This window comes from Thiomicrorhabdus aquaedulcis, assembly GCF_004001325.1.
GTDB lineage: Bacteria > Pseudomonadota > Gammaproteobacteria > Thiomicrospirales > Thiomicrospiraceae > Thiomicrorhabdus > Thiomicrorhabdus aquaedulcis.
Window position 1 is genome coordinate 851,567 of sequence record NZ_AP018722.1, and the last position, 12,644, is coordinate 864,210.

Sequence of the window (12,644 nt, forward strand, 5' to 3'; positions counted from 1 at the left end):
TACCAGGCCTGGTAACCAGGCTACAGTTTTGTGTTTTGGTTCTAATTTTTGACATTTGTATAAATAGGCATGCTAATTGCTTTTTGTGAGTTACTCATACGATAAACTCGAGAAACCATTATGTTGCATGCCACACACGCTATTAAACCCCCATCAGTCGCAAACGCCGCGGTACAGGACGTTGTGGCTCAATCAAAAGACAAGCTTTCTGCAAAGGGGGCGAGTTTTGCCGATGTGTTTTCAACGCTCACCGAGACGACAACGGAAACAGAGGCGTCGGTTTTAAGCTCAGCGTTAACATTAGCACCGGGTCAATCGATATCTTTGGCGGGGTTACCAGCGTTGCCTGATGTAAGTGCTCAAATAGCGCAACCTGGCCTAGTTAATAATTTAACTGAAACAGATTTAAATACGACATTAACTGAACCTGATGCCACCGTGATGGCGCAGTTAGGTTTGCTGAACACTGGATTGTCTGATGATGCGTTAGCCCAAGTTGCAAGACCTGCTAATGGATTGACCAGGCCTGGTGAATTGGCTGTGGCAACCATTGACAAGAGTTTAATTGATTCAGATGGCATGGCTTTAAGCACGGACGCTAGTGGGTTGCTCGTGAGCATCGAAAGCAGTAATGCAATTACAGCACCTATTGCCAACGCATCAGAGGTTTCTAGCACGTTGGCAGATGCGGTTGTTAATGATAAAACTATGGTTGATTTGTCTACAATTAATGCGTCTTTAGAGGCACAAGCAGTCCCAGTGGTTGGTGCACTTGGGGTTAGCACAAGTTCGCTGGTAACGCCTACAGGCACTGTAAATACTGCCGCAAGTTCGGCAAGTATTAATACCGGTGCAGGCATGCCACAATCTGGGGCTCAAACCGGTACGCAAGATGGTTCAACACAGTCTGGATTTTCTGGACAAGGGCAGTCTAATGCTGGTGGACAGCCGAATGCTGGGCAATCGAATGCTGGTGGACAGCCGAATGCTGGGCAATCGAATGCAGGACAGCCAAATGCTGGGCAACCGAACGCGGGGCAGTCCAATCCTGGACAAACTAATCCGGGCCAGCCTAATGTTGGTCAAGCAACGCCAGGCCAGGCCATTGCACAGCAAATGATGGCTATGGGTCAAAATGTACAGGGTGATAAACAGGAGGCCTTAGAGCAACAGGCCAATGCATTTAAATTGACGGACGGAAATCTGGCAAAAAGTGGCGGTACAGACTTGTTAGTGGGGGCAGAGGTTGCCACTGAGCGGCGCAGTAGTTTGCCGCTTGGACTGCAAACCATTGCACATCCAGTTAAGCATCCTCAATGGGGGCAGGCTTTGGGACAGCGGGTAGTCTTTATGGCTAACAGCGGTATTTCACAAGCGCAAATCACGCTTAACCCCGAAAAGCTCGGACCCATGCAGGTTAAGTTGCATATGGACAAAGAACAGCAACTGCACATCACGTTAAACGCGCAGCATGGCGCAACGCGTGAAAGTATAGAAAACGCCTTGCCACGTTTAAAAGAGATGTTAGAGCAAGCAGGGATTGATTTAGGTTCGGTAAACGTTGGTCAAGATCGCCAGTTTTCCGAGCAGTTTTCAGGGGATTCATCGTCTCAACAACATTCACCAGGCCTGGTTAACGGGTCTGACACGCACACCGATGAACCAATGGTAATACCAGCGGTTTTGTCTGATAATCTTGTCGACTATTACGCCTAGGAGCATAGCATGACGTTTTTAAAGTATTTTGTAAGTGTATTAGGGCTGTGTGCTACCACGGCAATGGCCGACTCAGATGTGACGCAAATTCCCACACTGGGATTTGTGGTAATGGCGTTTGTAGGCGGTGCGTTAGTAACCGGTACGTTAGTGTATTTGCTTTGGTGCAATAAGGGCGGCGCATGCGATCAAACCCAATTAATAAGCCAGCTTAATTCAGTGGTTCAAACTGAAGACTTTGACACGCATCTTAACAACGAACACACCGACCCTAAGCTGATAGTCGTGCTTAATAAGCTGTTAGAAAGTGCGTCCAATCAAGTGGTAAAAGGCATGATTGAAAAATCTAAAGTCGAATCTAAAGTGGCAGATTTAGAAGCGCAAATGGAAGAGTTAAACGAATCTCTAGCCGCCGCTTACACCAAGCAATTTAATACGGTAGCGCATGAACCTTTTGATAACTCTGAACTGCTTGGATTATCCGGTAACTTGGCCAGTGTGGTGACTTTGCTTAATAAAGGTTCGGCCGAAGGCATTGCATCTGCGGCCAGCGTTATTACCGAAGTAAGTGGCTTAACACACGAAATGACGCACGCGTCGTCGGTCATTAAACGCTTAGAAGAAGACAGTAATAACATTGGAACGGTGCTGGTATTGATTCGCGATATAGCAGAACAAACCAATTTATTGGCCTTAAACGCGGCCATAGAAGCGGCACGTGCCGGAGAGCACGGTCGTGGGTTTGCCGTTGTGGCCGATGAAGTTCGAATTTTAGCCGGTAAAACCCAACAAGCCACTAAAGAAATTCAAAAAATTATTGAAGAATTACAACAACGCGCGCGTAATGCGGTGCAAGTAATGGAAAACGGACAGCAACGCGTTAGTACTACGCAGAGCCAAGCAGGTCGGGTAAATAGTCTTTTAAATGATATCGTTAGCAATCTTTCTACGTTAAAATCAGCGCAGGAAGCCTTGGCCAGCGTGATTAAAAAAAGTTAAGTTAGCGTAGTTTCAATTAGAATAAGTTCATTTTTTGCCAACTAACTTGGTAAATCGTGGACAAAGAAGTGACAAAAAGTAATAGGGTGAAGCGAGCATGAAAGCAATTGTAGGGACATTAGTCGTAATCGGAACGTTGCTGGGTGGGTATCTTCCTCACGGTAGTTTTGGCATCATGATTCAACCGCTCGAGTTGGTGATTATTTGTGGTGGTGCTCTGGGTGCCTACATTATTGCCAACCCCGGCTGGGTTATTAAAGCCGGTTTTGCTCAAGGGATTGGCTTAATGAAGCCCTCGCCTTACAACAAAGAGTTGTTTATGGAGTTGCTTGGCCTGATGTTTAAAATTTTTAATAAAGCGCGTCGCGAGGGCTTAATGTCGATAGAGGCCGATGTTGAAGATCCTCATTCGAGCGACTTGTTTAACAGTGCACCAAAAGTGGCTGCCAATCACCATGCGATCGACTTTATTTGTGACTATTTACGTTTAATGATTAGTGGTGCAAGTAACCCCTATCAATTAGAAGATTTAATGATTGTTGAATTAGACTCTCACCACCACGAAGCCTTAATGCCCAGTGCGGCCATTGGTAAAGTGGCCGAAGCCTTGCCTGCGTTTGGTATTGTGGCCGCGGTATTGGGGATTATTATTACCATGAGTTATTTGGATGCCGGACCAATGGAAATCGCCCATCACATGTCAGTTGCTTTGGTAGGAACGTTCTTAGGGATTTTAATTGCTTATGGGTTTATCGCCCCAATAGCATCCGATTTAGCCAATCGTGCTGAAGCCGAAGGAGCGTTTTTTTCGACCATTAAAACCTGCTTAATGGCTAATTTAAATGGTTACGCACCTCAAGTAGCGGTCGAGTTTGGTCGTAAAGCCATTCCAAGTCACGAGCGTCCTACGTTTCAAGCGGTTGATGAATATTTACAAACTCAAAAATAACCTATTCTTTTTTTACTAAAAAGCTCAAGCTTGTGTTTGGGCTTTACTAAACGGTTGAACTGTCATGGCAGATGAACAATCCATCATTATTAAACGCTTAAATAAGTGTCCGCACGTGGCACATGGAGGGGCGTGGAAAATTGCTTTTGCCGATTTTATGACCGCCACCGCCGCGTTTTTTTTAATGTTATGGGTACTCGGCGGTACGAACGATGAAGAGATGAAGGCTATGGCTGAGTTTTTTCGCGACCCCACCGTAATTGAAGCATCCCCCTCTACGTTGGTTGAATCAAAAGAGGCCGGACAGACGGCCGATGCGATGATTGATATGGGGGGGTTTAAAGACGCACCTAAAGGCACTGAGGGCGATGACGACGGCTCAGGAAAAGCCCAAGAAACCGCGCAAATGGAAGCCATGAAGCAAGAGCTAGAGCAAAAAATTGAACAAAGTCCTACGCTCAATGAACTTAAAGAACAGCTAAAGATAGACATCACCCCAAACGGTTTACAAATACAAATTTTGGACGACCGTAAACGTCCTATGTTTGGTTCAGGGGTGGACTTGCCCAAAGATTACGCCCAACAGTTATTGCGTGAAGTGGGAACTGTGTTGGCTACTACTAATAATAAAATTAGTATTGCAGGTCATACAGATTCGTCGGGGTATCATGACAGTTCCGATTACACTAACTGGGAATTGTCTTCAGACCGAGCTAATGCAGCACGGCGTTTGTTGTTAGAAGGCGGTGTGGAGTCGTTAAAAATCGCTCAAGCCGTTGGTATGGCTGATACAGTGCCATTTGATAAAGAAAATCCGTATAATCCGCGCAATCGCCGAATTAGTATCATTGTCTTGAGCAAAGAAGCCGAAGATCGTTTAAAAAGTTTAAGCGATGCGCCTCTAATTGAAAACTTAAGTGAACAAACTATTCTAAATGGCGGTTAGCCAGGTGTTTATTTTCGTTAAGGTCTAGTGTAAAAAGTTTTAATCATCACAAGGAAAATCAGCATGTCAGAAGCGGTGGTAGAAGAGAAGAAAAAAGGCGGTAAAGGCCTGGTCATTGGTTTGATTGTTTTGGTGGTGTTGTTGCTAATAGGTATGGGTGCAATGGCATTTTTATTATTAAGTGGCGATAAATCAAAAGCAGAAGACGGTGAAACCCCTGAAGCGCACGCCGATGCAGAACATGGTGAAGGTGAATCTGCCGAGGATAAAGGCCACGCTAAAACCTATTCGCCAAAATACAAGCAGTTTCCACCACCAGATCCAGCAGCACCTCCAGGTTATTTTGTGATGGAAAAATTTGTCGTCAATTTTAATGGGGATGGCCAAGCTAAGTTTTTAGCGGTGGATTTGCAGTTTATGTCTTATTATCAAGAAATAGTGAGTGCTACGGGTGAGATGGAGCATCTTCGTCCTATGTTAAAAAATGATATTGAGCGTTTGCTTAGAAATCAACATTTTAATGCCTTATCAAACGCGGATGGTCCGGATAAACTGCGTACCGAAATTTTAGATGTGACGCGCAAGGTTTTAGAAAAACACAATATTTACCCCGACTTGCTCGAAGATGTCTACATGACACGCTTTGTAATGCAATAAGGCCGGAAAAATGGATGATATCTTAAGCCAAGATGAAGTCGATGCCCTTTTAAAAGGCATGGGCGGGGGCGACGTGGATACCGAGGGTGATGACCCGTCTGCTCGCAAGGGTGCCAAGGTTTACGACTTCACCAATCAAGAGCGTATTGTTCGTGGACGTTTGCCGGCTTTAGATATTATTAACGAGCGTTTTGCGCGCGGTTTTCAACGCCATTTTAATGAGATGATTATGTCGAGCGTGGAGGTCACGGCTGGCGAAGTTAAAATTATTAAAATGATTGATTACTTACGCAATTTATTTGTACCAACCAGTTTAAATATTTATCGAATTAATCCGTTAAACGGAGTGTCATTATTTACCCTAGATTCAAAGTTGATTTTTACGGCGGTTGATATCTATTTTGGTGGTACAGGCTTGCTGCCTTTTAAAATTGAAGGGCGTGAATATACGCCAGTTGAAATGAGCATGGTGCGCAGTATTTTAGATATATCTGCCCAAAACCTTCGCAAAGCGTGGGGGCCGGTGATGGACATCGAAATTGAATACATGCATTCTGAAATGAATCCAAAATTTGCCGGTATTGTTGATCCAACCGATATGATTGTTGTTAGCCCAATCAATGTGCGTTTTGAAGGGGTTGAAGGTCGAGTGGACATTGTGATGCCTTATGCAATGCTTGAGCCTATTCGCGACAAGCTTGAAGAAGGGATGCAAAACTTACAGGGTGAGAGCGATAATCGCTGGTCAAGAACGTTAAAAGAAGAAGCTAAAAACATTGAAATTAACTTAAGCGTCTCATTGGCTGAACTGCAAATGTCGATGCAAGATTTAATGAATATGGAAAAAGGCGATATTATTCCTTTAGAAATGCCCAAGCAAGTGAGTATTAAAGCCGAAGATATTGCTATTATGCGCGGTAAATTGGGTGAAAGTAATGGTAAAAAAGCCGTAAAAATTGAGCAGATATTACATCACCCCGCTTATCAAGAGCGAACGATCGAAAATGTGAAGGAATGGTACGATGAGTGAAAATGACGATTTAAGTGCGTGGGGCGATGCCTTAGCCGAGCAAGCGCAAGCCGCTGAGGAAGATCCATGGGGTTCGGCATTAAACGAACAGGCGGCGGCCAAAGATAAAGCAAGTATTAACGCCGACTCTATTAGTACAGCCGAGTTGGATGCTTTGGCGTCTGAACGCGGTGATAAAAAGAATAAAGTGGATTTAGATGTCCTGTTGGATATTCCAGTCACTTTGCAGCTTGAAATTGGCCGTGCTAAGGTGTCAATTCGCAACTTGTTGTCGTATACCCAAGGTTCTGTGGTTGAGATGGATAGATTAGCCGGCGAGCCATTAGACTTATTGGTAAACGGTACGTTAATTGCGCACGGTGAAGTAGTGGTCATTAATGACAAGTTTGGTGTGCGCTTAACCGATGTGGTGAGTCCGCAAGAACGAATTAAAAAACTTAAGTAACGCCACGATTAAACAGTGTCATGATTAAATTATGGTTCACCACCACTTTGTAATGCACTGATTATGGCTTTACAAAGTGGTTTATGCGTCATTGTCTAAGCACATAACAGTGCAAACTAAAGAAGTAAATCAGATGCAACGATTCAACCAGGCCTGGTTAATGTTATTAAGCCGCTCAATCTTTTCGGTTATGTTGCTGGGGTTTTTTACGTCCGTTCATGCGACCGAAGCGCCGGAGTCTCAAGAGCCTAACAAAACGTCTATTGATCAAACTGTTACCACGCCAGCTACGCAGCCGCATTTTGCAATAACGTCTGCCGATCCTAAATCTTCATCTGTTACAGCACCCGCATCAACGGCTGCACCAACGCCGGTTATTGGTGAGTCGGCTTCAAAGCCCAGTGATTATTTTGGCCAAATTATGCTGTCTTTGGTGTTGGTGCTCATGATTATCTTTTTGGCGGCGTGGTTGTTGCGCCGCTATGGTCGTTTTCCTGGCGTAGCCGACGGGCATTTAAAAGTGCTTGGGGCTTTATCGGTCGGACAACGTGAGCGAATTTTACTGTTGCAAGTAGGAAGTGAGCAAATACTGGTGGGCGTGACTACCAGTAAAATAACCACGTTGCACCATCTTGAAGAGCCTGTGCAAGTAAAGGATAATGTGGCCATAAGCAGCCAGTTGATGAACAGTTCGTTTTCGCAGCGTTTGCAAGAAGCCCTAAAACCCAAGGATGCAACAAACACCCCTCGTGCAGACACTTAATTTTTTTACCTTATGTAAGTTTCTTAAACCACTCTTGTTGATTGGCTTAGGCTTGTTGCCTTCTTTGGCGTGGGCTGAGCCAGGTGTGCCCGCCTTTACGGTTGAAACCGACGCTGAAGGCAATCAAGACTATACCCTGACCATGCAAATTTTGATGTTGATGACGGGGCTTACCTTTTTACCTGCCGCGCTTATTGCGACCACTTCATTTTTACGGATTGTGATTGTTTTAGCGTTATTGCGTCAAGCCTTAGGTACCATGCAAACACCGTCTAACCAAGTTTTGATTGGTTTAGCACTGTTTTTAACCTTGTTTATCATGTCTCCGGTTTTAGATAAGGTCTATGAAACGGCGGTTGAGCCTTATATGGAAGAGCAAATTCAGTTTAAAGAGGCGTTGGACTTAGGTTCAAAGCCAATGCATCAATTTATGATTCAACAAACCCGTGAAGACGATTTAGCTTTGTTTGCCGAAATGGCCGACGTGAGTTTAACGGATCCTTTAACGGTGCCTTTTAAAGTGTTGATTCCAGCTTTTATGACCAGCGAGTTAAAGACGGCTTTCCAAATTGGCTTTATGTTGTTTATTCCCTTTTTAATTATTGACTTGGTGGTGGCCAGTTTATTAATGTCCATGGGGATGATGATGTTGTCACCCATGATTATTTCATTGCCTTTTAAACTCATGCTGTTTGTGTTAATTGATGGTTGGGTATTGGTTATGGGAACGTTGGCCAACAGTTTTGTGGTTCCGGGAGGAATATAGTGCAACAAGAGTTTGTTTTAAATTTAGGCCAAAGAATGCTCGAGGTGACCACGATGTTGGCCGCTCCATTGTTGATTCCTGCTTTGTTGGTAGGCTTGTTGATTGGTATGTTTCAGGCGGCCACGCAAATTAACGAAATGACGTTAAGTTTTATTCCTAAGTTGATGGTGGTGGTGGTGGCATTGGTCATTGCAGGCCCTTGGATGTTGACCACATTAATTTCTTTTACCCGTGAGTTGTATGAAAACATTCCCGCTATGATTGGCTAGTGAGGATGACATCATGAGCTTTAGTTATACTGAGTTTCTGCAATTACTAGGATTGTATTTTTATCCCTTTGTGCGCATTGGCACTATGCTGTCTGTTATTCCTATCTTTGGTACGCAAACCGTTCCGGTGCGTGTTCGCTTATTTTTAACCCTGTTTATCACCCTTGCAGTGGCTCCTTCGTTAGCTTTACCACCCGCTGTAGACCCTTTTACATGGTTGGGATTGTTGACTATTTTGCAACAAGTTCTTATTGGTTTAGCCATGGGCGTTATTTTTATGGTGGTGTTTCAGGCGTTTGTATTGGCGGGGAGTTTAATCGCCATGGGTATGGGACTGGCGTTTGCTTCAATGGTTGACCCTGGTACAGGGGTGCAGGCACCCATAGTGTCGCAATATTTTAGTATTATTGTAACTTTATTATTTTTGGCGTTAAACGGTCATTTGTTGGTGATTCAAACGGTGGCGGACAGTTTTGAGTACCTGCCAATAGGCACAAGTTTTTTAACTACGGACAGTTTGAAACTAGTATTTGAGTTTGGGCTCTATATTTTCTCAGCGGGTGTGTTAATTGCCTTACCGGCTATTACGGCCTTATTATTAATAAACATCGCGTTTGGTGTAGTAACCCGCGCGGCACCGGCGTTAAATATTTTGCGGTGGGTTTTCCGGTGACGTTGTTAACAGGCCTGGTGTTATTGTCCTTAACCACGCCGCTTATGTTGCCGCATTTGCAAGAATTGGTACAACGTGCGGTCGAGTTGATTACCAGTTTGCGTTTAAACGAGGGCTAGCGCATGGCAGAAAACGCAGATGGCTCCGAAAAAAGTGAAGACCCTAGTGAGAAAAAGCTCAGAGAATCACGCGATAAAGGTCAAATACCACGATCACGCGAATTAACCACTTTATTGATGACATTATCGGCCGCTGTATTTATGTTGTTTTACGGTGGCACGATGATATTAGAGTTTGCGGTGGTGGCAAAACAAGGTCTTAGTTTTGATAGGGCGCACGCTTTTGATGTGCAAAAAATGTTTAATTTAATTACCGGCATGATAGTGGCAACCTTTTACGTTATTTTGCCTTTTTTGCTGTTAATGGTGTTTATTGCGATGGTTTCGCCCATGCTGTTGGGCGGTTGGTCGTTTAGCACTAAGGCGATGTCGCCTAAATTAAGCAAGCTAGACCCTATTGCGGGTATTAAACGCATGTTTTCTCTTAAAGCGTTGCTAGAACTTTTAAAAGCATTTGCTAAGTTTGTTTTGGTAATGGCCGTAGCAACGTATTTTTTGTATCTGGTGTTTGCCGAAGTTTTAGGCTTAGGTTTAGAGCCTATTTTGTTTGCATTGGGACACTCGGGTACCTTAATAGCCCAGGCGTTTATTTTTGCCAGTTTGTCTTTAATTGTTGTGGCTTTAATCGATGTGCCATTTCAGTTATGGGATCACACTCAACAGCTTAAAATGACTAAGCAAGAAGTTAAAGAAGAATATAAGCAACAAGAGGGTAATCCGGAAGTAAAAGGACGCATTCGTCAGATGCAACGTGAAATGTCGCAACGCCGCATGATGCAAAAAGTACCCGAAGCCGATGTGGTTATTACCAACCCAACGCACTTTGCAGTAGCATTAAAGTACAATCCAGAAACCATGAATGAGCCAGAAGTGCTGGCAATGGGCGCTGATTTTATGGCCGCACAAATGCGAACTATTGCAAAAGCCAACAACATTACTATTATAGAAGCGCCGCCGCTTGCGAGAGCTTTGTACTATAATGCAGAGGTTAATCGTCCTATTCCGTATGATTTATTTAAAGCAGTTGCAGCGGTTTTAGCGTATGTTTATCAATTAAAAGAAAAAGGCTATGCCGATACCGTCGATTTTACGGGGTTAGCGATTCCTAAAGAGATGAAAACCGAGGCATAACATCAATGCCTATTGATGCAAAGATCTCCTAAAGTAAAACAGACTTAATATAAAACAGACCTAAGGTAAAAAAGACCCTAAACAGCATGGATTTTAATCAACTTTTCCGCAGATTTAAACAAAGCTCGCTAAAAGGCCTGGGTGTGCCAATTGCTGTGCTGGCTTTGTTGGGAATGATCACAATTCCCTTGCCGCCATTGTTGTTGGATGTCTTTTTTACGTTTAACATTGCGCTGTCTTTAGTGGTGTTAATGATTACGCTCTATGCCAAACGTCCTTTGGACTTTGCTATTTTTCCGACCGTTATTCTATTGGTTACCTTGTTTAGACTGTCGCTAAACATTGCCTCAACCCGCGTTATTTTGTTAGAAGGCCATCAAGGTGGTGCGGCGGCCGGTCATGTTATTGAATCATTTGGTGAGTTTGTTATTGGTGGAAACTACGCTGTAGGTTTGGTGGTGTTCGCCATTTTGGTGGTAATTAACTTTGTGGTTATCACTAAAGGTGCGGGTCGTGTTGCTGAGGTGAGCGCACGTTTTACACTGGACTCTATGCCCGGTAAACAGATGGCGATTGATGCCGACTTAAACGCAGGGTTAATCAACCAAGAGCAAGCTCAAGCACGACGTGCCGAAGTGGCCAGTGAAGCGGAATTTTACGGCGCGATGGACGGAGCCAGTAAGTTTGTGCGTGGTGATGCCGTTGCCGGCCTTATTATTATGTTTATCAACTTAATTGGCGGCTTTATCATTGGCATGACTCAGCACAGCATGAATGCTGCAGATGCCGCCGAAGTTTATACGCTGTTGACACTGGGTGATGGTTTGGTTGCGCAAATACCAGCACTATTATTGTCAGCCGCTACAGCCATTATTGTCACGCGCGTCAGTGACAGTGACAGCAAAGACATGGGACAACAAATGCAAACGCAGATGTTGGCCAATCCAAAAGCATTGGGAACAGCGGCGGGGATTGTTGGTTTTATGGGGTTGATTCCTGGCATGCCAAATGTCGCGTTTTTAACCTTTGCCGCAGTCGCTGGTGGCGGTGCGTACATGATTCACCGTAAAGATAAAATTGAAAAATCCACAGATAAACCCTTAAATATAGAACCAGAGCAAGCCATTAAACCTGCTGACTTAAGTTGGGAGGACGTGCAGTCGGTTGATATATTAGGGCTTGAAGTGGGTTATCGATTGATTCCGATGGTGGATCAGTCGCAAAATGGTCAATTATTAGACCGTGTTAAAGGAGTGCGCCGCAAGGTGTCGCAAGAGTTGGGGTTCTTGGTGCCACCGGTGCATATTCGAGATAATCTTGACCTAAAACCCAATCAATATCGCGTTATGCTTATGGGTGTTCCCATTGGTATGGGTGAGGTGTTTCCCGACCGAGAATTGGCCATTAACCCTGGACAAGTATTTGGTAATATTGCCGGCACGCCAACTAAAGACCCAACATTTGGCTTAGATGCCGTGTGGATTGCAGCCAATGATCGCGATCAAGCGCAAGCATTAGGATACACAGTGGTCGACTCCAGTACAGTAGTGGCCACACACGTCAGTCAAATTGTACAAGATTATGCTTACGATTTATTGGGCTACGATGAAACACAAAAGCTATTGGATAAGCTCAAGCAAACCTCCCCTAAACTAGTGGATGAGTTAGTGCCGAATCGTTTGTCGTTGGCGATTGTGGTGCGCGTTTTGCAAAACTTATTGCAAGAAAAAGTCTCAATTCGCGACATGCGTACCATTTTAGAAACGCTAACCGAAAAATCAAGTTTAACTCAAGCGCCAAGTGAGCTCACCTCTTATGTGCGCACCGCATTAGGGCGTTCAATTATTCAAGATATTGTTGCCAATGATGCCGAATTAAAAGTAATTACATTAGAGCCAAGTTTGGAACAGATTTTGCTTCAAGCCACGCAGGGCGCTCCAGAGGGTCAATTAGCCATTGAACCAGGCCTGGCCGAACGGTTGCACACGACCCTTAAAGACGAGGCGCAAAAGCTTGAAATGTCAGGTCAATCGGCGGTTTTGTTGGTGGCACCACAAATTCGTTCTCAGTTGGCAAGGCTTTTTAGGTACAGTTTACCCACCTTGACCATTTTGGCGTATTCAGAAGTGCCAGAAAATCGTCAAATTAGTGTTGTCGCCAATGTAGGGCAAGGAGGCTAAG

Annotated in this window: 14 protein-coding genes; all 14 read left to right on the top strand. The window is 44.4% G+C overall.

Going from position 1 to position 12,644, the window contains the following annotated elements:
- Positions 1-120: 120 nt before the first annotated feature.
- The 14 genes from EP181_RS03780 to flhA all read left to right on the top strand — a co-directional run bounded on the left by EP181_RS03780 (position 121) and on the right by flhA (position 12,643).
- A complete protein-coding gene (locus EP181_RS03780; protein WP_127470475.1) occupies positions 121-1,716 on the top strand; it encodes a flagellar hook-length control protein FliK in 1,596 nt (531 codons plus the stop codon).
- 9 nt (positions 1,717-1,725) lie between these two features.
- On the top strand, positions 1,726-2,715 hold the full coding sequence (locus EP181_RS12630; protein ID WP_127470476.1) for a methyl-accepting chemotaxis protein: 990 nt from the start codon (positions 1,726-1,728) through the stop codon (positions 2,713-2,715).
- Positions 2,716-2,812: 97 nt separating this feature from the next.
- Entirely contained in the window at positions 2,813-3,664 is an 852-nt protein-coding gene (gene motA, locus EP181_RS03790; RefSeq protein ID WP_127470477.1) for a flagellar motor stator protein MotA, read from the top strand.
- Positions 3,665-3,728: 64 nt separating this feature from the next.
- On the top strand, positions 3,729-4,610 hold the full coding sequence (gene motB, locus EP181_RS03795; RefSeq protein ID WP_127470478.1) for a flagellar motor protein MotB: 882 nt from the start codon (positions 3,729-3,731) through the stop codon (positions 4,608-4,610).
- Positions 4,611-4,673: 63 nt separating this feature from the next.
- Entirely contained in the window at positions 4,674-5,267 is a 594-nt protein-coding gene (locus EP181_RS03800) for a flagellar basal body-associated FliL family protein (protein WP_127470479.1), read from the top strand.
- 10 nt (positions 5,268-5,277) lie between these two features.
- A complete protein-coding gene (gene fliM / locus EP181_RS03805; RefSeq protein ID WP_127470480.1) occupies positions 5,278-6,297 on the top strand; it encodes a flagellar motor switch protein FliM in 1,020 nt (339 codons plus the stop codon).
- Positions 6,290-6,742 carry a flagellar motor switch protein FliN gene (gene fliN / locus EP181_RS03810; RefSeq protein ID WP_127470481.1) on the top strand — a complete coding sequence of 151 codons (453 nt, stop codon included), beginning with the start codon at positions 6,290-6,292 and terminating at the stop codon, positions 6,740-6,742. The genes fliM and fliN overlap by 8 nt, the downstream gene beginning before the upstream one ends.
- Positions 6,743-6,875: 133 nt before the next feature.
- Positions 6,876-7,505 (top strand): flagellar biosynthetic protein FliO, encoded by a 630-nt coding sequence (gene fliO, locus EP181_RS03815; RefSeq protein WP_127470482.1) that lies wholly within the window; start codon positions 6,876-6,878, stop codon positions 7,503-7,505.
- Positions 7,474-8,271 carry a flagellar type III secretion system pore protein FliP gene (fliP, locus tag EP181_RS03820; protein ID WP_127470483.1) on the top strand — a complete coding sequence of 266 codons (798 nt, stop codon included), beginning with the start codon at positions 7,474-7,476 and terminating at the stop codon, positions 8,269-8,271. The genes fliO and fliP overlap by 32 nt, the downstream gene beginning before the upstream one ends.
- Complete coding sequence (fliQ, locus tag EP181_RS03825; RefSeq protein ID WP_127470484.1) at positions 8,271-8,540, top strand: flagellar biosynthesis protein FliQ; 270 nt, start codon at positions 8,271-8,273, stop codon at positions 8,538-8,540. The genes fliP and fliQ overlap by 1 nt, the downstream gene beginning before the upstream one ends.
- Before the next feature lie 13 nt (positions 8,541-8,553).
- Positions 8,554-9,213: a flagellar biosynthetic protein FliR gene (gene fliR / locus EP181_RS03830; RefSeq protein WP_232023506.1), complete on the top strand. Its 660-nt coding sequence runs from the start codon at positions 8,554-8,556 to the stop codon at positions 9,211-9,213.
- Positions 9,210-9,332: a hypothetical protein gene (locus EP181_RS12635; protein ID WP_269471150.1), complete on the top strand. Its 123-nt coding sequence runs from the start codon at positions 9,210-9,212 to the stop codon at positions 9,330-9,332. Before fliR ends, EP181_RS12635 begins: the two co-directional genes overlap by 4 nt.
- Positions 9,333-9,335: 3 nt before the next feature.
- Positions 9,336-10,463 carry a flagellar biosynthesis protein FlhB gene (gene flhB, locus EP181_RS03835; protein WP_127470485.1) on the top strand — a complete coding sequence of 376 codons (1,128 nt, stop codon included), beginning with the start codon at positions 9,336-9,338 and terminating at the stop codon, positions 10,461-10,463.
- Positions 10,464-10,549: 86 nt separating this feature from the next.
- Entirely contained in the window at positions 10,550-12,643 is a 2,094-nt protein-coding gene (gene flhA, locus EP181_RS03840; RefSeq protein ID WP_127470486.1) for a flagellar biosynthesis protein FlhA, read from the top strand.
- The last annotated feature ends 1 nt before the right edge of the window (position 12,644 follow it).

Bases quoted from the DNA above. Each gene is read 5' to 3' on its own strand.
- EP181_RS03780 (WP_127470475.1), top strand. From the start codon at position 121: ATGTTGCATGCCACACACGCTATTAAACCCCCATCAGTCGCAAACGCC.
- EP181_RS12630 (WP_127470476.1), top strand. From the start codon at position 1,726: ATGACGTTTTTAAAGTATTTTGTAAGTGTATTAGGGCTGTGTGCTACC.
- motA (WP_127470477.1), top strand. From the start codon at position 2,813: ATGAAAGCAATTGTAGGGACATTAGTCGTAATCGGAACGTTGCTGGGT.
- motB (WP_127470478.1), top strand. From the start codon at position 3,729: ATGGCAGATGAACAATCCATCATTATTAAACGCTTAAATAAGTGTCCG.
- EP181_RS03800 (WP_127470479.1), top strand. From the start codon at position 4,674: ATGTCAGAAGCGGTGGTAGAAGAGAAGAAAAAAGGCGGTAAAGGCCTG.
- fliM (WP_127470480.1), top strand. From the start codon at position 5,278: ATGGATGATATCTTAAGCCAAGATGAAGTCGATGCCCTTTTAAAAGGC.
- fliN (WP_127470481.1), top strand. From the start codon at position 6,290: ATGAGTGAAAATGACGATTTAAGTGCGTGGGGCGATGCCTTAGCCGAG.
- fliO (WP_127470482.1), top strand. From the start codon at position 6,876: ATGCAACGATTCAACCAGGCCTGGTTAATGTTATTAAGCCGCTCAATC.
- fliP (WP_127470483.1), top strand. From the start codon at position 7,474: ATGCAACAAACACCCCTCGTGCAGACACTTAATTTTTTTACCTTATGT.
- fliR (WP_232023506.1), top strand. From the start codon at position 8,554: ATGAGCTTTAGTTATACTGAGTTTCTGCAATTACTAGGATTGTATTTT.
- flhB (WP_127470485.1), top strand. From the start codon at position 9,336: ATGGCAGAAAACGCAGATGGCTCCGAAAAAAGTGAAGACCCTAGTGAG.
- flhA (WP_127470486.1), top strand. From the start codon at position 10,550: ATGGATTTTAATCAACTTTTCCGCAGATTTAAACAAAGCTCGCTAAAA.